This window comes from Acidobacteriota bacterium, assembly GCA_009838525.1.
In the GTDB taxonomy this organism is placed as follows: domain Bacteria; phylum Acidobacteriota; class Vicinamibacteria; order Vicinamibacterales; family UBA8438; genus VXRJ01.
Genome location: VXRJ01000038.1, coordinates 15991 through 39266, shown reverse-complemented (window position 1 = coordinate 39266; position 23276 = coordinate 15991). Strand labels below are relative to the sequence as shown.

Sequence of the window (23276 nt, the reverse complement as noted above, 5' to 3'; positions counted from 1 at the left end):
GCAGCGTTCACCACGTCACCGCTCTCGCCCTCAGCCTACGTCCCGGCCGCCGGAAGTGTCCACCCGCCGCCCGATCCGTTAAGATGGCGTTGCACCCACGTCACGCGGAATCCTGAATTATGTCGAGCAAGACCCGCATCACCGTCCTCCTGGCCGGCATTTCGGTCGTCGCCTTCACGCTGATCGGCGGCTACCTCGGACGTGTCTCCGCCGGTGAGGACACCTACCGCCACCTCCGTGTTTTCGAAGACGTCGTATCGCTCATCTCCAACAACTATGTCGAGGAAGTGAACCTCGACGAGGTGATGGACGGCGCCCTGCGGGGCCTGGCGGAGGGACTCGATTCAGACAGCGCCTATCTGGCCCCCGAGGATGCGGATCGGATCGAGCGGAGCGGGCCGCTGCCGGACGGCCGGGTCGGTCTGGAAGTAACCCGCCGCTACTACCTGCAGGTGATCGCCCCGTTGGAGGACTCGCCAGCGGCCGAGGCGAACATCCTGCCGGGCGATTTCGTCCGCGCGATTGACGGCGAGCCGACGCGGCGCCTTTCGGCGATCGAGGGCCGGCGGCTGCTCCGGGGCGAGCCGGGCACGGAAGTGACGCTGTCCCTCATCCGCGGCAGCACGCAGGAACCGTATGACATCACGCTGACCCGTGAGGCGATGACTGCCCCCGCCGCGGCCGGCCGCATGCTCGCCGACGAGGGCGCGGGCATCGGCTACCTGCGGATTCCCGACTTCGGCGACGCCGCCGCGGCGGGTATCGCCGATGCCGCGGCGGCGCTCGCGGGCAACGGCGCCACGCACCTCATCGTGGACATCCGCGGGACGGCTGAAGGCACGTACGACGGCGCAGTCGGAGCGGCACGGCTGTTCGTCGCCGACGGAGCCATCGCCATCCGTGAGGAACCGGGCGATGCGCAGGAGACACTCGAGGCCGGGAACGACGGCGCGGCAGCCATCGCCCTGCCCGTGACGCTTCTCACCAATTACGGAACGTCGGGTCCGGCGGAGGTCTTCGCCGCAGCGCTGCTCGATCGGGATCGCGCGACGTCCGTCGGCCAGCAGACCTCCGGGCGGACCAGCCTTCAACGACTGGTCCGGCTGCCGGACGGCGCGGGCCTGTGGATCTCCTGGGCGCGCTACGTGCGCCCGTCCGGCGACGCCATCCACCCCTTCGGCCTCCAACCGGACGTGCCGGTTCAGGTCACGCCGCCAGAGCTTGGAGAGCCCCTGCCGGACGAGGACGTCGTTCTCGACCGGGCCGTCGAGGAAGTCACCGGCTCCGCCGGCGCATAGCAAACGCGTTTGACGCGATGGCGCGTATGCGCGATCATGCACCGGTTTGTCGATTCTGAAGTCTAGGCGCGTAGCTCAGTTGGTTAGAGCGCCTGCTTGACATGCAGGAGGTCGGCGGTTCAAGTCCGCCCGTGCCTACCATGTTCCATGCTCCCGCTAGCCCCTCCGCCCGTTGCGCCGTGTACGGCCTGAGCCCGTCCGCTCCACTGCACACCGCATGAGTCAGGTAACCGTCACGCTGCCCGACGGCTCCACCCGGGCCGTGCCGGCAGGCGCCCCCGTCGTCGATCTGGCGAAGGGGCTGTCGCCGCGTCTGGCCAAGCACGCGCTTGCCGCGTTGGTCGACGACCGTATGGTGGATCTCACCTTCCCGCTGGAGACGGACGCTTCGGTCCGTTTCGTGACGCCAGGGACGCCGGAAGCCCTCGCTCTGTACCGCCACAGCACGGCGCACCTGATGGCGGCGGCGGTGACCGCCCTCTTCCCGGAGGCGCAGTGTGGCATCGGCCCAGCAATCGATGACGGCTTCTTCTACGACTTCGTCGTCAACCGCCCGTTCGTTCCCGAGGATCTCGAAGCGATAGAGCGGAAGATGACCGAGATCGCCCGGCAGGATCTCCGCTACGAGCGGAAGATGATGTCGAAGGAGGAAGCCAAGGCGTACTTCGACGGCCGGGGCGAGCCCCTGAAGGTGCAGCTGATCGAGGAAAAGGGAGGCCCGCGCGTTTCCTGCTACACCATCGAGCACGCCTTCATCGATTTCTGCACCGGCCCGCACGTTCCCTCGACCGGCCGCCTCAAGGCGTTCAAGGTGCTGTCGAGTTCGAACGCCTACTGGAAGGGTGACGCGCGCAATCAGCCGATGCAGCGGATCTACGGCACCGCGTTCTTCAAGGCGTCGGAACTCTCCGACCACCTCCACCGGATCGAGGAGGCGAAGAAGCGCGACCACCGCAAGCTGGGCAAGGAGCTGGGACTCTTCACCTTCCATCCCTGGGCGCCCGGCGCGCCGTTCTGGCACGCGAAGGGGGCAACGCTCTACCAGTTGCTCTCCGACTACATGCGCGACGCGCTCTCCGGAGAGGGTTACCAGGAAGTGCGGACGCCACTCGTCTTCAACAAGGCGCTCTGGGAGACCTCCGGCCACTGGGAGCATTACCGGGAGAACATGTTCCTGGTCGAATCGGACGGCGAACCGTTCGGCCTGAAGGCGATGAACTGCCCCGGCCACATGCTGATGTTCGCGAGCGAGGGGCGGAGCTATCGCGATCTGCCGCTACGGTTCCACGACCAGGGCGTGCTGCATCGGAACGAGGCGTCCGGCGTGCTGAGCGGCCTGACCCGCGTCCGGCAGTTTGCGCAGGACGACGCCCACTGTTTCATCACCGAGGATCAGATCGGCGACGAGGTCGAACGGCTGTTACGCCTCGTCGATCGGGTCTACTCCGATTTCGGCCTCGACTACGAGGTGGAGTTGTCGACGCGGCCCGACGACTACCTGGGAACGGCGGAAACCTGGGACCATGCCGAAGCGCAATTGAAGGCGGCGATCGAAACGACGGGGACGCCGTTCACCATCTCCGAGGGGGACGGCAGCTTCTACGGCCCGAAGATCGACCTGCACGTGACCGACGCGCTCGGCCGCCGGTGGCAATGCGCGACGATTCAACTCGACTACCAGATGCCGCAGCGCTTCGGCCTCAAGTACGTCGGCGCGGACAACGCCGAGCATACCCCGGTGCTGATCCATCGTGCGATCTTCGGCAGCTTCGAGCGGTTCGTCGCCCTCCTGATCGAGCAGTACGCCGGCGCGTTTCCGCTCTGGCTGGCGCCGGTCCAGACCCGCGTCCTGACGATCGCGGACCGGCACATCCCGCACGCGGAAACGGTGCGCGACCGTCTCGCGGCGGAGGGATTCCGGGTGGAGCTGGACGGCCGGCAGGAGAAGATCGGGCTGAAGATCCGCGAGGCGCAACTCCAGAAGATTCCCTACATGCTCGTCGTCGGCGACCGGGAGACCGAGCACGGAACGGTGGCGGTCAGGAGCCGTACGGCCGGGGATCAGGGCCCGCGCGACGTGGACGACCTCGTGCGCGCACTCCGCGCCGAAGTGCGGGCGAAGCGGTCGCCGGATCCAGAGCAAGGCCAGAAAGAGTAAACTGTCCGTTCGCGGCGAGCCGCGGACGAACGAAACGAAGGGAGCAGCAGAGATTCCTCCAGGACGGGGCCCCAGAGGGCCACGCCGCGACTTTCGTCAGCCGCGTACACGGGTCAACGAACGGATTCGGGTTCGTGAGGTTCGCGTCATCAACGATGAGGGTGAACAACTCGGTCTGATGGCGCCGGCTGAGGCGCTCGTCATCGCGCGCGAGAAGGGGCTCGACCTGGTCGAGATTTCCCCCACCGCGCGCCCGCCCGTCTGCCGCATCATGGACTTCGGGCGGTATCAGTACGAGGAACAGAAGCGGTCGCGGCTGGCGCGCAAGCATCAGAAGACAATCGAAGTCAAGGAGATCAAGTTCCGCCCGAAGGTGGACGAACACGACTATCAGTTCAAGAAGAAGCATGTGGAGCGCTTCCTCGCCCACGGCGACAAGGTGAAGGCGACAATCTTCTTCCGCGGGCGCGAGATGGCGCACCCCGAGTTCGGGCGTCACATCCTTGACCGGCTGGTCGACGAGTTGCAGGAGGTGGCGGTGCAGGAGACCGCGCCGCGCATGGAAGGGAACCAGATGCACACGATCCTGTCGAGCCGGGCCGTGACGAAGAAGCGGCGGTAGCGCGCCCTTTCGGGCGCGCGCATCGCCACGCGCGTCGCCAGCCCGTGGCAGGAAACGACATGGAGACGACAGATGCCGAAGCTGAAGACTCATCGCGGCGCGGCGAAGCGCTTCAACCGGACCGGCACCGGCAAGGTGACACGGAAGAAGGCGTACGCGCGGCACATCCTGACTACGAAGACAACGAAACAGAAACGGAAGCTGCGCGGTACGACGACGGTCTCCGACGCTGACACTCCAAGAGTCGCGCGGATGATCCCCTACAAGTAGCGGCCCGCCGGCACAGGCAAGCAGAGGAAGGACGCCAGCATCATGCCTCGAGTGAAACGCGGACCCATCCGGCGGCGCAAGCGAAAGAAGCTGCTCGCCCGCGCCAAGGGTTTCTTTCAGACCAAGAGCAAGCTGTACCGCGCCGCGAAGGAAGCGGTCGACACCTCGCTGAACTACGCGTTCGTCGGCCGCAAGCTGCGAAAGCGGGACTTCCGGCGGCTCTGGATCACCCGCATCGGCGCGGCGTCACGGCAGCACGGACTTAGCTACAGCCAGTTCATGCACGGATTGAAAGCAGCCGGTATCGGTCTCGACCGGAAGGCGCTGGCCGACCTCGCGGTGCGCGAGCCGGATGCGTTCGCGCACCTCGCGGAGCAGGCTCGGGAGGCGCGCCCATCGGTGGCCGCCGCGCCGTAGGGAGTCCCGGTCCCGGTCAGCCCGTGATGAACCCCCGCTACCTTCAAGCGGTGATGCATCCAGATGGCTGACGTTCCGACCGCAGACGAGATCCGGGCCTCCTTCCACGCCGACCTCGCGCTGACCGAGACGGCCGACCACCTGCAGGCGCTGCACGATCAGTACCTGGGCCGCAAGCGGGGCGCCGTGCAGGCGCTCCTCAAGTCGGTCGCGGCGGCCCCACCGGAGATGCGCCGCACGCTGGGGCAGCAGGCAAACCAGCTCCGCAAGGAGATCGAGCGCGCGCTCGGCGAGCGGCGGGACGCGCTCACGGCGTTCACGCGTCCCGCCGGCGCGGTCGACGTCACCCTCCCGGGGCGCGACGTCCGGATTGGCCACCGGCACCCGCTGACGCTCATCCGCGAGGAGATCGAACGGATCTTCACCGGCCTCGGTTTCGAAATCGTCGATGGCCCTGAAGTGGAGGATGACTACCACAACTTCGAAGCGCTCAACATGCCGCCGGAGCACCCGGCGCGCGACATGCAGGACACCCTCTACCTCGACGGGCCGCTCCGAACGCCGCACGGTCCGCCCGGCACGCTTCTCCGGACACACACGTCCGGGATGCAGATCCGCTACATGGAAACGCACGAGCCGCCGGTGCGGATCATCGCGCCCGGCCGCGTCTACCGTCGCGACAACCCTGACCTGACGCACTCGCCGATGTTCCAGCAGGTGGAGGGACTGCTCGTGGGCGAGGATGTGACGATGGCGGACTTGAAAGGCACGCTGGAGTGCTTCCTGCAGCAGCTCTTCGACCCGGAGACGCGGGTGATGTTCCGCCCCAGCTTCTTCCCCTACACGGAGCCGAGCGCGGAGGTGTTCATCAGTTGCGTCTTCTGCAACGGCGACGGCTGCCCGGTCTGCAAGAAGACGGGATGGCTGGAGATCCTCGGGAGCGGGATGGTGGACCCGGCGGTTCTCGAGGCGGTCGGCTACGACCCCGAGCGGCTCACCGGCTGGGCCTTCGGCATCGGCGTAGACCGGATCGCGATTCTGAAGTACCGCGTGCACGACATCCGCGCCTTCTACGACAACGACCTGCGTCTTCTGGAGCAGTTCGCGCTGTGAAGATCCTGGTCTCGTGGCTGCGCGAGTTTGTTCCGGTCACCGCTTCCATCGAGGAGTTGGCCGACTCGCTCACCCGGCACGGATTCGAGGTGGCGTCTATCGATCCGGCGCCGGACGTTCCTGGTCGGCCCGCCGGCGAACCGGACGCGGTGCTCGACCTCGAGGTGACGACCAACCGCCCCGACTGCCTCAGCGTCGTCGGTATCGCACGCGAAGTCTCGACCATCTACGGCGAGCCGCTGGCGCTGCCGGTCCTGGCGGACGGGACTGTGGCGGACGGCCACGGCGCGGCGGCCGGCGGCGACGACCCGCTGCCCGTCACGATTGAGTCCGACGCACTCGATCTCTGCCCCCGCTACGCGGCGTCGCTCGCAGGCGTCACCATCGGACCCTCGCCGGCCTGGATGGCGGCGCGTCTCGAGGCGGTGGATATCCGTCCCATCAACAACCTCGTAGACATCACCAACTACGTCCTGATCGAGATGGGCCACCCGCTGCACGCCTTCGATCTCGACCGGCTCCGAGGCGGCGAGCTGCGGATCCGCCGCGCCCGGGCCGGCGAGTCCGTCACAACGCTGGACGGCATCGCGCGGACGCTCGAAGACGACATGCTGGTAATTGCCGACGCCACCGTCCCGCAGGCGGTGGCCGGGGTCATGGGCAGCGCGGACTCGGAGGTGGCCGGCGGCACCCGCCGTGTCGCGTTCGAGAGCGCCTGGTTCGACCCGATCTCGGTCCGTCGCACCGGCCGGCGACTGGCGCTGTCGACCGAGGCGTCGTACCGGTTCGAACGGGGCGCCGACATCACCGCGCCGGTCCGCGCGATGCGGCGCGCGCAAAAGTTGCTCGTCGAGCTGGGGGCCGGCGCACCGGAGGGAGCCATCGTCGACCGCTACCCCGCCCCGCGGACGCGGCCGACGGTTACGCTGCGTCATGCGCGGATCGGTCGCGTGCTGGGGGTTGAAGTGGACCGTGCGTTCGTCCCGGCGGCGCTCGGACGGCTCGGCTTCGACGTAGACGACCCGCCGGCCGCCGCTGACGCATCCGGCGACGCAGACGCGCCGGCGAACGATACCTGGCGGGTCACGGTGCCGGGCCACCGGGTGGACGTCAGCCGCGAGATCGACCTGATCGAGGAGGTGGCGCGGCACTACGGCTACGATCGGCTGCCGTCGACCTTCCCGGCAATGGCCCACGCGCCCGCACCGGAGAGCAACGCGCTGGCGCAGCAGCGTCTGGCGCGGCGCGTCCTGACCGCGAGCACTTGTTCCGAGGCGGTCACCTACGGCTTCATCGAGGAATCGGCGGCTCGACCGTTCGTCGAACGCGACGACGAGATCGTCCGAATCGCCAACCCGCTCTCGGAGCACTTCGCCGTCCTCAGACCGTCGCTCCTGCCCGGCCTGATCGGCGCCCTGGTCTACAACCGCCACCGCGAACACCATGACATACGCCTCTTCGAGATCGGCGCCCGCTTCACCGCCAGCGGCGGCGAAGTGCGCAGCGTGGGCATTGCGCTGACCGGCTCGGGAACGGCGGGCCATTGGAGCGGAGAGGAGCGACCGTCCGATTTCTTCGACCTGACCGGCATCGTCAGCCGCCTGTGCGACGCGTTTGGCGTCCACGCGGGCTTTGAACCCTTGAAGCGGCCAACACTCGTGCCGGGACGGGCGGCCACCGTCGTTGCGCCGGCTCCCGGCGGCGGCGCGCCGCGGCCATTGGGCGCGGTCGGGCAATTGGCGTTCGACATCGCCGAGCAGCGTGGAATCCACCGTGCCGGGGCCGAGGCGGTCTGGGTGGCGGAGCTCGATCTCGACGGCCTCGCCGCCGCCGGCACCGACCGCCGCCGGATGGTCACCGCACCGCTGCCCCGCTATCCGTCGAGCGTGCGCGACCTGGCCGTTGTTGTCGATGCCGCCTTGCCCGCCGCCTCCGTTCGTGGCACCATTCGTTCGGCCGCCCCGGAAACCCTGCTTGCAGTGCACGAGTTCGATCGGTACGAAGGCAAAGGCATACCGAGAGGGTGTGTCAGTCTGGCGTTCCGGCTGACTTTCCGCGCAGCCGATCGCACGCTGACCGATCCGGAGGTCCAGCAGGCGATGGACTCGATCGTCGGCGCTCTCCAGACAGCGCATGGGGCGACGTTGCGATGACCTGTCGATACGTCGCTGTCCCCGGCGAGACGACGGCGCGCAAGCCTGTCCACTGCCACGAGTAAGGAGCACAACCCGTCATGGATCAGACCGTTCCCGCCACCCTTGAGACTGCGACCGACGACGCCAGAATCGACGCCGGCGCGGTTGAGACTGTCAGTCTCGCGGCCATCGAACGGCTCGCCGACAAGGTTTCAGCGCTCGTCGAACTCCTCGACGCGACTCGCCGCGAGCTTGCCGAGTCGAAACAGGAGAACGAGCAGTTGAAGCGCAACCTCGACGATCAGGGTGTTCACGCACAACAGGATCGCCACGAGTTGCAGGCCCTCCGCGCGGAACGCGCGCAGTTGCAGACACGGGTCGCGGCCATGCTCGATCAGCTCGAGGCCATCGAGCTCTAGCAGCCCGTGGACGATCCGACACCGGAAGCCGCGACCGTGACGGTCCGGATTCTGGACCAGTCCTATCTCGTCCGCAGCAGCCTCGATCGCGCCGAGCTGCAGCGCCTCGCGGACTATGTCCAGGGGAAGATGCGGACAATCACCACCCAGACGCCGCACGGGGACCTGGTGCGGGTCGCCGTGCTCGCCGCGCTGAATATCGCCGATGACTACTTCCGCTGCCGGGAACACCGGACCGACCGCGACCGCGTCATCCGCGAGCGGACGGCGGAGATCGAGGCGGTTGTCGATCGCGCGATAAGGGTCAGCTTGCCACCTTCCGACGACTCCGCGAACGCGTGACCCGGGTTGCTTGCACCGCCGTCCGTGCGGGGCTAAGATGCCTCTCAGCAACAAAAAGGTACGCGTGTCGGACGCGTCGCCGGCCGCAGGGGAGGCGCCGCGAGTCCTGAGATTGAGGTCCCTGCAGTACGCGTGATGGTCGGAGGCTCGTTTGAGCCATTGTTGAATCGAAGCGGATCGCGACGCGTCGCTGTGAGCACGCCTCCGTGCGAGGAAGCCTGAGAGGCGGCGTTTGATGAGAGCGGTTCCACCTGCACCCGCAGGTTCATACGACCTCCCCACACGGTAATCGCGGGGTTTTTCGTTCGGCTCAGGTTCCGGCATGCGCGCCAAGTTGCAGGGAGGCGCGCGTGGTGGAATTCGGTCCGATCCTTGCGGGGGCCGTTACAGCTGCCGTTGTCGGCCTGTCCATACTCATCTACTGGATCTCCACGCGACGCCGAGTAGCCGCAGAGACCGTCGATCGGGCCACGGCGGACGCCCAGCGCCTACTGGCTGACGCCGAACGTGAGGCGGAGGCCAAGCTCAAGGAAGTACTCCTCGGCGCCAAGGAACAAGCACACGAGCTGCGCCAGGAAGCCGAGGAGCAGGCTCAGGCGCGCCGTGCGGAGATCGCCGCCCTGGAGCGCGAGCTGGCGGGAAAGCGCCAGGCGCTTGCCGACCGCGACGCGTCGCTCGCCCGCGCCACGCAGGAAGTCGAGGGGCGCGAAGCGGCGGTCGAAGCGCGCGATCAGGCCCTCGCCAGGCGTGAGGCGGCGGCCGAAGCGGACGAGGCGCGCCGCCAGGAACTGGTCACCGAAGCCCAGCGCGCGCTGCAGCAGGTCTCCGGCATGACGGCCGACGAAGCGAAGACGCTGTTGCTGCAACAGCTCGAGGCGGACGCACGGCGCGACGCCGCTCATCTGGTGAAACGGCTGGAGCACGAAGCGCGGGAGAGCGCCGAGGCCAAGGCGAAGCAGATCATCACGCAGGCGATTCAGCGGAGCGCGCCCGACCATGCCATCGAGACGACGGTGTCCGTGGTAGACCTGCCAAGCGACGATCTGAAGGGACGGATCATCGGACGTGAGGGGCGCAACATCCGGGCGCTCGAAACCGCTACCGGCGTCGAGCTGATCGTCGACGACACCCCCGGCGCGATCATCCTCTCCTGCTTCGATCCCTACCGCCGCGAGATCGCCCGGCGCGTCATCGAGCAACTGGTCGCCGATGGTCGCATCCATCCGGCCCGCGTGGAAGAGGTCGTCGACAAGGTACGTGAAGAGATGGACGCGGCGACACTGAAGGATGGCGAGGCGGCGGCCTTCGAGTTGGGCCTGCACGACCTCCATCCCGAGCTGAGCCGGATGATGGGACGGCTGAAGTTCCGAACGAGCTACGGCCAGAACGTCCTTGCCCACTCGAAGGAAGTGGCGTACGTCGCCGGGGTGATGGCCCGTGAGGTGGGGCTCGATGCACATACCACGGTCCGCGCGGCGTTCCTGCATGACATCGGCAAGGCGATGGACCGTGAGCTGGAAGGGACCCACCTGGAGCTTGGCATCGACTTCCTCCGGAAGCATGGAGAGACCGAGGAGGTCATCGGCGCCATGGCGGCGCACCACATGGACATTGACTGGCCGTCTCTCGAATCGATGATCGTCCAGGCGGCCGATGCGGTTTCCGCCGCCCGACCCGGCGCGCGCAGGGACATCCTGGAGTCGTACGTCAAGCGGATCGAGAAGCTGGAGGACATCGCGGAGTCGTTTCAGGGGGTCGGAAGGGCGTTTGCGCTACAGGCTGGGCGGGAAATCCGCATCATGGTGCAGAGCGAGCAGGTCTCCGACGAGGACGCCGTCTGGCTGTCGCGCGACATCGCCAAGCGGATCGAAAACGAGCTGCAGTACCCCGGACAAATCAAGGTAACGGTGATTCGCGAAACACGCTCCGTCGAGTACGCGAAGTAGGCGGCGCGCAGGCGTGAAGGGCGACACCGTTGCCGGCCGGGGCGAGCACGCCGTTATCGAGCGGATCCGCGCACGCGTGGGACCGGCGCCGTCCGGCGTCGAAGTGGGTATTGGCGACGACGCCGCCGTTATTCAACCGGACCGAGGCACCCTCACCGTTGCCACAACGGACACCCTGGTCGAAGGAATCCACTTCGACCTCGCGCTCGGCCCGCCCGCCGATGCCGGTCACAAGGCGCTCGCCGCCAACCTGAGCGACCTTGCCGCGATGGGCGCCGCGCCGCGGACCGTCCTGCTCGCGCTGTCGCTCCCGGGCACTTGTCCGATCGCCGACGTCGACGCCCTCCTGGACGGGCTTCTGGCGCTCGCCGCCCGCCATCGGACCGCACTTGTCGGCGGCGACGTCACCGCGTCTCCCGGGCCCATCGTCATCGGCATCACCGCCTTGGGGAGCGCCAAGCGGCGACGCCTGCTGACGCGCGACGCGGCGCGACCCGGCGACGTGGTCTGGGTCAGCGGAACGATCGGAACCGCCGCCGCCGGACTCGACGCGCTGCGAGCCGGCGGAGCCGCCACGTCCGGATTCCCGGCCTGCGTTGAACGGTGCCGCCGGCCGGAGCCGCGCGTCGCGCTCGGGGTCGCATTGGGCCGCAACCGGGCCGCGCACGCCTGCGTCGACCTGAGCGACGGCCTTGCCGACGGCGTTCGGCAGATCGCCAACGCCAGCAACGTCGGCATCCGAATCGATGCCGAGGCGCTGCCCATCCACTCCGAAGCTCGCGCCTGGTTCGAGGCGGCGGGCGTCGATCCCGTGACGGCGGCCCTCGCCGGCGGCGACGACTACGAGCTTGCGTTCACGGCGCCGCCCCGCCTGACCGGCCGGTTGCGGCATGTCCGGCGGCAGATTGGCGACGTCGCGCTCACACCGATCGGCGTCGTGACGAAGGAGAAGGACGTACGGTTCAGCCGGGCCGGGCGCGAAGAACCGCTTCCCGCTGGCTTCGTGCACTTCGGGGCGGTACCGGCCGCCCAGTAGGCCATGGAAGGCCCTCGGCCGCAACCGCTCGCGCCGGTCACCCGCCGCCGCCATCATCCGACGGTCTCCGCGTAGAGGCGCGCGCGACAGGTAGGGCCGAAGCGGCCAGATCGCCGATGAATGAGGCGAAGGGCCGGATGTTCTGGTTCACGCTCGCCGATTCAAGTGCCGCCATGTAATCGTCGCGCCGTTCGACCGGGATGATTGTCCAGGGATAGCCGCCTGCGGCCAGCATCACGTTCATCAGAAAACGCCCCATGCGGCCGTTCCCGTCCCTGTAGGGATGGATGTAGACGAACACGAAATGCCCGAGCACAACGCGCACGGCGGGCTCGGCTTCGGCCTCGAGCATCTCGAACAGGGCCGGCATGCAATCGCGGACCGCCTCGCGCGGCGGCGGCACATGCATGGAGTGCCGGATATAGACCTGACCGCTGCGGTAGCCGGCCAGATCAGCAGCGCCGACAATGCCCGCCGTCACGCTGGGGCCGAACAGGCGGCGATACCAGCCGCCATGGTCGTCGCGCCCAACAGTGCCCGGATTCTCCCGGTGCAGCACCCTCTCCAGGCTCGCCTTCACCGCGCTGAAGGCATCGTAGTACCCGCGCGCCGCAAGCGCATCGCGGTCCTGCGGTTCGCCGTCGGGATTCCATGCGCCGCTGCGCACTCTCTCGATCAGCTCAGGGCTGACCCGGTATCCCTCGATCGACAGTGAGTGGTAGGCGTCGTTGATATACACATCGTCCACCGCCCGCAGATAGGACGAAGGCTCGACTGCACCCGGTGGCGCTGGAAACCCTTCGAGCACGGGCGCGCGCATCGCATCCCACATCAGACGCAGTCGATTTACGTAAGGCGAGAGCTCGCGCACCGGCAGCACGATGCCGGGCCGGTCCAAAAACGGATCGCTTTCCCGGACGTCATATCCGGCCGTCTCCATAGTCTGCAGGATGTCATCGGCGATCCGCGCATTGCCAGCGTTGCGGAACGCACCGGCCAGCCGGCCGGCGACCGTGCTGCGGCCGCCCTCCAGCAGCACGGCGAGCACATCGGACGCATCCTTCACGCTCGCCATCGCCACGCGCACATCCGTTGCCGCGCGCCGAAAATGCTGTTCCGACACGGCGACGAGCGCCGACGGCACGGAAAACAGTCGCAGGCCATCGCGCACCGCCACCTCGCCGCCCGGTGGCATGGCGTGGCGCACATCGAGCAGCGATGTGTTGTGGGGCAGCGGCGTAGGCTTGTTGTCGCCGTGTGGCGTGCGCACGAGCAGCTGCGCCGGGACCGTCCGGTTGCCGGCGTGCAGCGCCAGCGACTGCTGGGGCGAGAGACACCATTCCTCGCCGAACCGCGCGGAGAGATAGCTTGCGCAGAAATCCCAGAAGGATGAATACCAGGCCGTGCTGTCGCCGGGCGTCTCGTCCGGGCGCGACGCGATGTACCACCCCTTGATTACTTCCCGCAGGAAGCCGCTGCCCAGCAGCCGCTCCCGGTGGGTGCGGCTCAAGTCCCGCGACCGGATCGCCGTGACGCCGCGCGCCTGCAACCTATTCAGGGTCTGCAAGGATTCAGCGAGTTTCTCTTGCGGTGTCGCCATCTGGGGTTCCGGGCTATCTATAGGGTTTCGCGTCGTTTAATTTATATGCTATAAGGTTGTATTGTCTGCATGTTTGCTTGCTTCGGGCCATCATCAGGCGGCGTACCGCCAAGTGGCCACCACACTTGAACCACCGAGAACAATAGGTACGGCGATCCCAAGAAATCGCTGTACCGCTTATCTGCAGGGCAAGAATGTGGTGGAGGCGGCGGGAGTCGAACCCGCGTCCGAGAACCCAGTCCCGTCGGACTCTACATGCGTGTCCGCCCTTGTTTGTCTCGTCCCCGGCGTCTAAGGGCGGCGGAAACCGCCAGGGAACCAGCCCCGATGACGTCTCGCCGCCGCGCGTCGGTGCCGCGCGCGGTGGCCAGCCCGCTGATATGGCGCCTGGCTCCCGGCCCGCGGGCAGGATCGGAAGAGGCGTCGCTACCGTCTAGGCAGCGAGAGGCAGCTGCGTGTCCGCAGTTACTCGGTTTCCATCGGATTTACGAGTCGATGGTGCTCGGCATGCATCCGGCGGTTCCATGACCCCCGTCGAAGCCGTGTCGCCCCCAATGACGAACACGCAATCATTATAATCCCTGTCCACCCATGGCCGACGCGCGCGACTACGAGCGGGAGATCGCCGAGCGGGTAGCGAGGTTACGTGACATCGCGTCGGTCGAGATCCACGGTCTCGTCGAAGAGCTGATCGCGCAGGTGGATCAGAATCAGCAGCAGGCCCTCGATGCCGCCATGGAGGAGCGCGACGCCGCGTTTGCGCAGGCGCTGGAGGCGGCGGCGGCCGAATCGGCGGCGGAGACGGATACGGCGATCGCTGCCGCGCTGGCGGAAGTGGCCGAGAGCGGCCCGCGCGCGCTGCTGGCCGGCGTGCGGCGCATCGACGAGGTAGAGAACCTGAGCGGTGTTCTCGACACGCTGGTGAACGTGGCCGCGGGCGAGGCGGGCCGGGCTGCGCTGTTCGTCAGCACCGAGGGGTCGCTGCGAGGCTGGCGTTTCGTGGGGTTCGACGAGGTGGCCGGCGATCCGACGGACCGCGCGGCGGGCGGCGTCGATCCGGGATTAATGGAGCGCGCGCTCAGCGAACGGGGCGCGGCTATCGATACGGATCGGGGCGCTATGGCGGTGCCGGTGGTCGTGGGCGGCCAACCGATGGCGGTTCTCTATGCGGACGGCGAGCGGACCGACGCGAAGGGAGGGCGCGCCGAACCGGGGCGGCCCGCGCCGTTCTGGTTGGCCGCGGTGGAAGTCCTGGCGCGCTACGCAGGCTGCCGCCTGGAGTCGCTCACCGCGAATCGTGTCGCGGACCTCGCCGCCGGCCTCGCCCGGGACGACTCCCGGGACGACTAGTCGACCGGCGTCGCGAGTCATCGGACCGTCGCCCGGAGGCCGCGCCACAATCGGCGGCGCCGCCGCCCATCAGTAGCGGACGGCGGCCTGCAGATAGAAACCCTCCAGTTTCAGGTCGCCGCTGTCCCGTTCGAACAGGTAGCTGAAGTCGATCGCGCGATAGCCGACGGTGAGGCCGAAGGTCCGCGCCAGATTGAGCGTAGCGTAGACGTCGAGATCGAAGTAGTAGCCGTGTCCTTCTTCCAGCGATCCTTCCGGCAGGCGCATGCCGGACACCTCGGCCGTGATCGGCGAAAAGCGGGTCGGGTAGATCCGCAGTACGAGTCCGGCCGCCGGGATCGGCGCCTTCACCTTCAGCCATTCAGGGTCGAGCGAGGGCGTCTCGAGCGACAGGTCGATCTGGTTGTATTTCGCTTCGGCAATCAGGCCGAGGTAGCCGCGGGAGAACGACAGGACGTCGAGCTCGTAGCCGATCCTCCACGCGTTCCAGTTGAGAGCCGATTCGATCGGCAGGCCGGCGTCGAACCGGATGCCGTGAAAGGTGATCGGCCGCGCCAGCGCTTGCACCTCCTGTTCGTAGCGCATCGGCACCACCGAGACACGCAGCTTCTGCCGGCCCCGCTTGACGGTCGCGCGAACTTCCGGGTGGTCCGTGCGGGAGAGGCCCAGGTCCGATCCGAAGTCGATCCGCGTGCCGAGGATACCGAACTGCTCGCTGGAGGCGAAGAGAGACGGCATTGGCCGCCAGCCGCCACCCGAGACCTCGATGGTGTAGTCCTCGCCGACCGCGGGGCCGACCCAGAGCGATTCGTTGATCGCCCAGAGATACTCGGTGAGTTCGGCCTCCGGTTGCTGTGCCTCCGGTTGCTGCGCCACGACGGGCGTGGCGGCGCCAGCGGCCAGCACGACTGCTGCTGCGGCCGCTGCCACCATCGCCCTTCGTATCGCCCGCCCGGCAGTTCGCCCGTCCTGCCGCATCCGTCCGTTCGTTGCCACCGTTCTGCTCCCCGGCACCGCGCCGACAGCGCCTGCTATCCTCAGTGGATCGATGTCGTCAGCCGCGTCCGCCTTCCTCCCGTATCTGCTCAGGTATCGCCGCCGGTTTGCCGTGGGCGCCATTTTCCTCGTGGGCGCCACGAGTCTGCAACTGTTGTCGCCCTGGGTGGTGAAGCTCGGCATAGACCATCTGGATACGCAACTGGCTCAGGATGCGGCCGCTGGCCCGGACGCCTTCGCCGGACTCGTCACCTACGCCGCCATGCTGGTCGGTCTCGCGGCGGCGGCCGGCGTCTGCCGCTTCCTGATGCGGCGGATCATAATCGGCGCGTCGCGCGACGTCGAATTCGACCTGCGCAACGACTTCTTCCGTCACCTGCAGCGGCTGCCGCCCGCCTGGTTCCACGCGCAGCGAACCGGCGACCTGATGTCCCGGGCGACAAACGATCTGTCGGCGGTCCGGATGATGGCCGGACCCGCCATCATGTACTCCGCCACCACCTCCATCACGTTCGTAGTCGCGGTCCTGCTGATGGTATCCATCTCGCCTGCCCTGACCCTGATCGCACTCCTGCCGCTGCCATTCGTGTCGGTCGTCGTCAAGTGGTTCGGCAGTGCCATCTACCGCCGATCGGAGGCGGTGCAGGAGCAGTTGGCTCGGATGAGCGCGGTCGTGCAGGAGGCACTCGCCGGCGTCCGCGTCGTTCGGGCCTACCGGCGGGAAGGCGTGGAAGTAGAACGTTTCCGCGGCGCGAACCGCGAGTACCTGGAGCGGAGCCGCCGGCTCGTGGAGCTGCAGGGCGCGTTCCATCCGTCGCTCGGCCTGTTCCTCGGAGTTTCCGGCCTCCTGGTGCTCTGGTTCGGCGGCCGCTACGTGGTCGAGGGGCGGATGACCCTGGGGGATTTCGTCGCCTTCAGCGGCTACACGATGATGCTTGCGTGGCCGATGATCGCATTCGGCTGGGTGACCAACATGCTCCAGCGGGGCATGGCGGCCTGGAGGCGGATGCTCGACATCCTGGAGGTCGAGCCCGCCATCCGCGACGCGAAGCGGCCGGCGTCGGTCGACTCGATCCGTGGCGCGGTCGAGTTCCGGGACCTGACGTTCGCCTACAACGGACAGCCCGTCCTTTCGAACGTCTCCGCGCGGGTCGAGCCGGGTCAGGTGCTCGCCCTCATCGGCCCGACGGGATCGGGCAAGTCGACGCTGGTCGAGCTGCTCCCGCGGCTGTTCGATCCGCCGGGCGGCAGCGTGTTCGTCGACGGCGTCGACGTCCGCGACCTGCCACTCGATCAGTTGCGCGGCGCGATCGGGTACGTGCCCCAGGAGCCGCTGCTGTTTTCGGAGACGGTGGCGGGAAACGTCGCGTTCGGGGCGCTCGCGGATCTGGAGGGCGACGATGACGATGGCGCTCTGCCATACACGCTTGCGGCTGGACGGCAAGCCGGGCTGCCGGGCGGGGCGCTCGCGGACGACGTGGCCGGCGTAGTGGCGCTGGCGCAGCTCGACACGGACGTCGCCGGTTTTCCGCAGGGGCTCGCGACCGAAGTGGGAGAGCGTGGGATTACCCTGTCGGGCGGACAGAAGCAACGGGCGGCGCTGGCCCGTGCGCTTCTGACCGACCCCCGCATCCTGATCCTCGATGACGCGCTTTCGGCCGTCGATACGCACACCGAGGAGGCGATCCTGTCGCGGCTGCGGGGGGTGATGCGCGAACGGACGACGATCCTGGTGTCGCACCGCATCTCGACCGTGCGCGACGCGGACCTGATCCTGGTGCTCGAAGAGGGCCGTGTCGTCGAACGCGGGACGCACGACGAACTCGTGGGAGCGGGCGGTCTCTATGCGGGACTGCACCACAAGCAGTTGCTCGAAGCCGCCTTGGCGGAGTCGTAGATGTACGAACCGGAGGTGCTCGGCAAAGCGTACGACGCCCGTCTGATGCGGCGGCTGCTGACGTACCTCGGGCCGCACCGGCGCTCGGTGGCTCTCGCGCTCGGGACCATCGCGGCCGGATCGGTGCTCCAGCTGGCGCCGCCGTGGCTCACGAAGCTGGTCATCGACAACCATGTCGCCACCGGCAACCTGGATGGCCTGGGGCAGATCGTCCTGGTGTTCCTCGGCGTCCTGCTTGGCTCGTTCGTTCTCGGCTACATCGAGACGCTGACGCTTCAGATGATGGGGCAGCGGATCATGTACGACCTCCGGATGGAGATCTACCGGCACCTGCAGCGGCTGGACGTCGCGTTCTACGACCGGAACCCGGTCGGACGGCTGATGACGCGGGTGACGACCGACGTCGATGCCCTGAACGACCTGTTCGCCTCAGGCGTCGTGGCCGTGGTACGCGACGTCGTGATGCTGGCCGGCATCATGGTGCTGCTGCTGGTCCTCGACTGGCGCCTCGCGCTGGTCACCTTTGTCGTCCTGCCGCTGATCGCCGCCGTCACCCACTGGTTCCGGACCCATGCGCGCGCGTCGTACCGGGAGGTGCGGACGTGGATCGCGCGGATCAACGCGTTTCTGCAGGAGAACATTTCCGGCATGGCCACCGTCCAGGTGTTCCGGCGCGAGCGCTGCAACTTCGCGCAGTTCAGCCGGATCAACCGGGCCCACCGCGACGCCAACGTCGACTCGATCTTCTACTACGCCACGTTCTATCCCGCCATCGAGCTCCTCGGAGCGGTGGCAACCGGGCTGATCCTCTGGTACGGCGGCGGCCGCGCCCTGCAGGAGACGATAACGCTGGGGTCGCTCATCGCGTTCATCAGCTATTCACATCTGTTCTTCCGGCCCATCAGCGACCTGTCGGAGAAGTTCAATCTGATGCAGTCGGCAATGGCGTCGTCGGAGCGGATCTTCGGCCTGCTCGACACGCCGGTCGCCATGACGTCGCCGGCGTCGGCGACGGGGCCGCAGGGGCCGGCCGCACGAACGACCACCGTGGGTGGCCGGGGACACATCCGGTTCGAAGGAGTCTGGTTCGCGTACCGGGATGACGACTACGTGCTCCGCGACGTGACGTTCGACGTCCCGCCCGGCTCCCGGGTGGGCGTGGTCGGCGCAACCGGGGCGGGCAAGACGACCCTGATCAACCTGTTGATGCGTTTCTACGACGTCAACCGCGGCCGCATCACGATCGATGGCGTCGACATCCGGGAGCTTCCCTTGCCCGACCTGCGGCGTCGCTTCGGGCTGGTGCTGCAGGACGTCCATCTCTTCTCCGGCAGCGTCCGCGAGAACATCCGGCTCGGCCATGAGGAGATCGGTGACGCCGAGGTGCGTGCGGCGGCGGCGAGCGTCCATGCCGACGGGTTCATCGAGCGGTTGTCGGGGGGTCTTGACAGCGAATTGGCCGAGCGGGGGGCAACGCTCTCGACCGGCCAGCGGCAACTGCTGTCGTTTGCCAGGGCGCTCGCGTTTGCGCCCGAGGTTCTGTTGCTCGACGAAGCGACCTCGAGCGTCGACACCGGCACCGAACGGCTCATTCAGGACGCGCTCGGCGTCCTGATGGCGGGACGGACCACCATCGCCATCGCGCATAGGCTGTCAACCGTGCAGGACATGGACCGGATTCTGCTGTTCCACAGGGGAGAGCTGCGCGAGGCGGGGACCCACCAGGAACTGCTGGCGCGGCGCGACCTTTACCACACGTTGTATCAGTTGCAGTACCAGGATCAGGAACCGGCCGGGAGCCGGGCCGATGCGGTGCTGGCGTCGGCGGCGGGACAGTCTCTCGGGCCGTCGGCGCTATGATAGATGAACCGTCATAAGGTCCACGTGTCCAACGTGCCTATCGGCAACTATCGGCTGAGCCGCGTCGAGTACGACCGCGCCGTCGAAGCCGGCGTATTCGCGGCCGACGCCAAACTGGAGTTGATCGACGGAGACCTGCGCGCCATGACACCGGAAGGAAGCCGCCATGCGCTCGGGATCGACCTGGTCGCCGACTACCTGCGGCGGGTGTTCAGCCCCGGGTGCTACGTGCGCATCCAGCACCCGCTGGCCACCGACGACTACTCGGAGCCCGAGCCGGACGTGGCCGTGGTCACCGGCGTGATGCGCGACTACCGGGACGCCCACCCAACGTCCGCGGTGCTGGTCGTCGAGGTAGCGATCGAGTCGCTGCAGCACGACCGGAGCGTCAAGCAGAGTGTGTACGCGCGCTGCGGGATTCCGGAGTACTGGATCCTCGCCATACCCGAGGCCCGGCTCGAGGTGTACCGCGATCCGGATGCAGACGGCTACCGAAGCGTCACCAAGCATGCGGCCGGCGATAGCGTGGCCCCGGCCGCGCGCCCGCAGGCACGGATCGTCGTTAACGATCTGCTTCCCTGACTTGCCTAGCTGGACTTTGGGCTGGACGCTGCGCGCCAGTTGCGGGGTCATGGGTGGAGGCCGCGCCCTGCGGTCCGGTCTTGTGACAGCTACGAAGCGCCGATCCAGTACATGCAGCCGGGTCCGTCGCCGTCACGCATCGGCATCCTGACCTGGTTCATCGGTCACCTCCGAGAGTCGACCGATTCTGACGTAAGCTAGCGTCGGCGCGAAGCGTAAACGAATCCCCGCCGCCCGGGGTCTGGATTCTCAGGTAACCTCAGCAGGAAGCAGATGCGGATCCGCCCCTCGACAAGCGAGCGCCGGGCTCAGTGGATTCGGACACTGGCCGGTGTGATCGCTTGGTTCCTCGCTGCCCTTCCGGCCGTGGCGCTGGCGCAGACAGGGCCCGGAGCCGGAGCCTCGACGGCCGTGATGGCCACCGAACCCGTCTCAGTAGCGATCGCTTCCTTCGAGAACATCTCGGCCAACCCGGCCGACGACTGGATCGGCGCTGGTATCGCGGAGACTCTGTCGGCGGAGTTCGCCCGCCTGGACACGGTGTCGGTCGTCGGCCGGCAACCCGTCGCCAAGTGGCTCGTCACTGGCGCCTACCAGCGCGTGGGCGATCGCATGCGCATCACGGCGCGCGTGACGGACACGGAGACCGGCGCGGTGGCCTCTGCGGCCAGGGCGGATGGTAGCGTGGGCGAGCTCTTCGCACTCCAGGACCAGATCGCCGCTGACCTGAGCACCACGCTGCGGGTTCGCATCAACGGTGGGAATGCGACACCGGTTGACTCCTCTCTCCCCCGGCTGGTGTCCGGCAATGGCAACGGTAACGGCAGTGGCGGGACGGTGCCACCCCGGCGATCGGCACGCCGGGCTCCGATGCCGCCAGCGGACGTGGCCGGCAGTCTGGAACTGGGCGCACGAGCCGAACCGGCGAGCGACGGTCCACCGGCCGCCGGATTCGCCGCCGCAGCCGGCATCCTGACCGGACGTCCGATGCTCCGGCCCACGCGGACCGATACCCGCCCGGACATCGACGGCCGCCTCGACGACGAGGTCTGGCGGAACGCGGTGCGCATCACCGAGTTCGTTCAGGAACAGCCCCTGGAGGGAGCACCCGCCACCGAGGAGACCGAGGCCTGGATCAGCTACGACAGCCAGAACCTGTACGTCGCCTTCCACGCCCACTACGAGGATCCCGGCATCATGCGGGCAACTCGGGTCGACCGCGACCGGGCGTTTCGCGACGACAAGATCACGGTCTACTTCGACCCGTTCCTCGACCAGCAGCGCGCCTACGCATTCTCCGTCAACGGCTACAACGTGCAGGGCGACGAGATCATCAACGCGCGCGGCGGCGGGGGTGGTGGCCGAGGCGGTCGTGGCGGCGGTGGCGGTGGTTTCAGACGCTCGGGTATTCCCTGGGGCGACGACTCGTGGGATGTCCTGTTCGACAGCGGCGCCCAGATCGTCGACGACGGCTTCACCGCCGAGATGGCGATCCCGTTCAAGAGCCTGCGCTATCCGCGGCGGGAACGCGACGTCCCGCATCGATGGGCGTTCCAGATCGTCCGCGAGATCCGCGACAAGGACGAGAACGTCGTCTGGGCGCCGATATCGCGCGGGGTGGCCGGCTTCCTGCCCCAGATGGGCTTGCTTGAAGGCATGACCAACCTCTCGACGAGCCGGAATCTCGAGATCATGCCGGTGGCGACGGGCCTCCAGCTCGGATCGATCGACACGTCGACCGGCGCCTTCCAGCCCGGGGATGCGGAGCCGGAAGGAGGCGTCAACGTCAAGTACGGCATCACGTCGAACCTGACGCTGGACTTCACCTTCAATCCGGACTTCTCGCAGGTCGAGTCCGACCGCCCGCAAATCGAGATCAACCAGCGGTTTGCGCTCTTCTACCCCGAACTGCGGCCGTTCTTTCTCGAGGGCGCCGAGATCTTCAACGTGTTCGGACCCGTCAACTTCGTGCATACGCGGACGATCCGGGACCCGGACTGGGGAGCGAAGATCACCGGCAAGGTGGGACGGACCTCTATCGGCTTCCTGGCCGCGAACGATGCCGCGGCGGGCGCCGTGGCCGGCCTGGCGGGACCCGCCGCCGACGTCGGCGCCAACGTCCTGATCGGGCGAGCCCGCTACGACCTCTACTCGGAGTCGCACATCGGCGCGATGGTGACCAACCGCGACTTCCTGGGTGGCTACAGCCGCATGGTGCTGGCCGACGGCGCGTTCCGGCTGGGCCAGACTCAGGCGGTCGCGTTCACGGCGGTCCAGACCGACAACCGCGATCTCGACGGCATCGATTCCCGGGGCACGCTGTTCGACGTCAACTACCGACTGAACGGCCGCAACTGGAGCATCTTCAACGGCACGTATACTCTGTCGCCCGACTTCCAGACCGACGTCGGCTTCGTGCAGCGAACCGACCAGCGGCGTAACGTCACGACTGTCGGATACCGGTTCTGGCCGGAGAGCTGGCTCATCAACTGGGGACCGAGTGTCACCTACGGCCGGAACTGGAACTTCGACGACGTACTGGAGGACGAGCAGTTCCGGGCCAGCCTGAACACGACGTTCGCGAATAACATCAGCGCCAGCGTCAGCGCCAACCGCGACATGGAGCGCTACCTCGGCGTGAACTTCGACAAGGTCAGCTACCGCGCCTTCGGCCGCGTCAGCACCAGCAGCCGATTCTCCATCGGAGGGTTCTATCAATACGGCGACGAGGTACGGTACCAGGAGAACCCGTTCCTCGGTCACGGCGGCAGCGGCGGCATGTTCCTGACGCTCCGTCCGGTACCCCGGTTCCAGTCGCAGATCAACATCAACTCCAGCCGGCTGTTCGACCCGCGCATCGACCCGCGCAACGACGACCCCCTGATCTTCGACGTCACCATCGTGCGCGCCCTGAGCACCTACCAGTTCACGGACCGGCTGGCGTTGCGGAACATCGCCGAGTTCAACACGTTGCAGAAGACGGCGGGCCTGAACCTGCTCGTAAGCTACCGCGTCAACGCAGGAACGGTCTTCTACGTCGGCTACGACGACCGCTACCGGCAAGGCAGCCTCATCGTGGGCGACGACATCGACGGCGACGGGATCCAGGACTATCTGTTCCCGTCGGTCACTACGCTGCAGCGCACGAACCGGGCGTTCTTCACGAAGTTCCAGTACCTGTTCAGGTACTGACTGCCGCCGGCGGGCTGACGGCCGGTCGAACCCGCCGCCGACC

18 protein-coding genes, 1 tRNA gene and 2 other RNA genes are annotated in these 23276 nt (G+C 67.5%); 18 read left to right on the top strand and 3 right to left on the bottom strand.

Going from position 1 to position 23276, the window contains the following annotated elements; all coding sequences use genetic code 11:
• The first annotated feature begins 119 nt into the window (after positions 1-119).
• The 13 genes from F4Y45_17740 to thiL all read left to right on the top strand — a co-directional run bounded on the left by F4Y45_17740 (position 120) and on the right by thiL (position 11756).
• Entirely contained in the window at positions 120-1298 is a 1179-nt protein-coding gene (locus F4Y45_17740) for a PDZ domain-containing protein (GenBank protein ID MXY26347.1), read from the top strand.
• 64 nt (positions 1299-1362) lie between these two features.
• Positions 1363-1439: transfer RNA gene (locus tag F4Y45_17735), tRNA-Val, on the top strand.
• Positions 1440-1515: 76 nt separating this feature from the next.
• Positions 1516-3456, top strand: a complete 1941-nt coding sequence (gene thrS, locus F4Y45_17730) for a threonine--tRNA ligase (protein MXY26346.1) — start codon at positions 1516-1518, stop codon at positions 3454-3456.
• Positions 3457-3508: 52 nt separating this feature from the next.
• The gene (locus F4Y45_17725; protein MXY26345.1) at positions 3509-4078 is read left to right on the top strand and encodes a translation initiation factor IF-3; all 570 of its coding nucleotides are present in this window, start codon (positions 3509-3511) and stop codon (positions 4076-4078) included.
• A 72-nt stretch (positions 4079-4150) separates the two neighbouring features.
• Positions 4151-4348, top strand: coding sequence for a 50S ribosomal protein L35 (gene rpmI / locus F4Y45_17720; GenBank protein ID MXY26344.1), 198 nt, complete (start codon positions 4151-4153; stop codon positions 4346-4348).
• A 42-nt stretch (positions 4349-4390) separates the two neighbouring features.
• Entirely contained in the window at positions 4391-4765 is a 375-nt protein-coding gene (rplT, locus tag F4Y45_17715) for a 50S ribosomal protein L20 (GenBank protein ID MXY26343.1), read from the top strand.
• 63 nt (positions 4766-4828) lie between these two features.
• Positions 4829-5878, top strand: coding sequence for a phenylalanine--tRNA ligase subunit alpha (gene pheS / locus F4Y45_17710; protein MXY26342.1), 1050 nt, complete (start codon positions 4829-4831; stop codon positions 5876-5878).
• Complete coding sequence (pheT, locus tag F4Y45_17705) at positions 5686-8031, top strand: phenylalanine--tRNA ligase subunit beta (GenBank protein MXY26341.1); 2346 nt, start codon at positions 5686-5688, stop codon at positions 8029-8031. The genes pheS and pheT overlap by 193 nt, the downstream gene beginning before the upstream one ends.
• 80 nt (positions 8032-8111) lie before the next feature.
• Entirely contained in the window at positions 8112-8432 is a 321-nt protein-coding gene (gene zapB / locus F4Y45_17700; GenBank protein MXY26340.1) for a cell division protein ZapB, read from the top strand.
• Positions 8433-8438: 6 nt separating this feature from the next.
• The gene (locus F4Y45_17695) at positions 8439-8774 is read left to right on the top strand and encodes a cell division protein ZapA (protein MXY26339.1); all 336 of its coding nucleotides are present in this window, start codon (positions 8439-8441) and stop codon (positions 8772-8774) included.
• A 115-nt stretch (positions 8775-8889) separates the two neighbouring features.
• Positions 8890-9076: non-coding RNA, 6S RNA (gene ssrS / locus F4Y45_17690), on the top strand.
• A 48-nt stretch (positions 9077-9124) separates the two neighbouring features.
• Complete coding sequence (rny, locus tag F4Y45_17685) at positions 9125-10720, top strand: ribonuclease Y (protein ID MXY26338.1); 1596 nt, start codon at positions 9125-9127, stop codon at positions 10718-10720.
• A gap of 55 nt (positions 10721-10775) precedes the next feature.
• Positions 10776-11756: a thiamine-phosphate kinase gene (thiL, locus tag F4Y45_17680; GenBank protein ID MXY26337.1), complete on the top strand. Its 981-nt coding sequence runs from the start codon at positions 10776-10778 to the stop codon at positions 11754-11756.
• Positions 11757-11793: 37 nt separating this feature from the next.
• On the opposite strand, the gene F4Y45_17675 is transcribed toward thiL, so the two are convergent.
• On the bottom strand, positions 11794-13356 hold the full coding sequence (locus F4Y45_17675; protein MXY26336.1) for a Fic family protein: 1563 nt from the start codon (positions 13354-13356) through the stop codon (positions 11794-11796).
• A 197-nt stretch (positions 13357-13553) separates the two neighbouring features.
• Positions 13554-13909: a transfer-messenger RNA gene (gene ssrA / locus F4Y45_17670) on the bottom strand.
• A 38-nt stretch (positions 13910-13947) separates the two neighbouring features.
• Between ssrA and F4Y45_17665 the strand changes: the two genes are divergently transcribed.
• Positions 13948-14706 carry a hypothetical protein gene (locus F4Y45_17665; GenBank protein MXY26335.1) on the top strand — a complete coding sequence of 253 codons (759 nt, stop codon included), beginning with the start codon at positions 13948-13950 and terminating at the stop codon, positions 14704-14706.
• A 69-nt stretch (positions 14707-14775) separates the two neighbouring features.
• On the opposite strand, the gene F4Y45_17660 is transcribed toward F4Y45_17665, so the two are convergent.
• On the bottom strand, positions 14776-15702 hold the full coding sequence (locus F4Y45_17660) for a hypothetical protein (GenBank protein ID MXY26334.1): 927 nt from the start codon (positions 15700-15702) through the stop codon (positions 14776-14778).
• Between the two features lie 52 nt (positions 15703-15754).
• Here F4Y45_17660 and F4Y45_17655 point away from each other — a divergent pair, with 52 nt between their 5' ends.
• The 4 genes from F4Y45_17655 to F4Y45_17640 all read left to right on the top strand — a co-directional run bounded on the left by F4Y45_17655 (position 15755) and on the right by F4Y45_17640 (position 23233).
• Positions 15755-17599 (top strand): ABC transporter ATP-binding protein, encoded by a 1845-nt coding sequence (locus tag F4Y45_17655; protein MXY26333.1) that lies wholly within the window; start codon positions 15755-15757, stop codon positions 17597-17599.
• Positions 17600-19459: an ABC transporter ATP-binding protein gene (locus tag F4Y45_17650; protein ID MXY26332.1), complete on the top strand. Its 1860-nt coding sequence runs from the start codon at positions 17600-17602 to the stop codon at positions 19457-19459.
• A gap of 3 nt (positions 19460-19462) precedes the next feature.
• Entirely contained in the window at positions 19463-20041 is a 579-nt protein-coding gene (locus tag F4Y45_17645) for a Uma2 family endonuclease (protein ID MXY26331.1), read from the top strand.
• 273 nt (positions 20042-20314) lie between these two features.
• Positions 20315-23233, top strand: a complete 2919-nt coding sequence (locus F4Y45_17640) for a hypothetical protein (protein ID MXY26330.1) — start codon at positions 20315-20317, stop codon at positions 23231-23233.
• Positions 23234-23276: the final 43 nt, after the last annotated feature.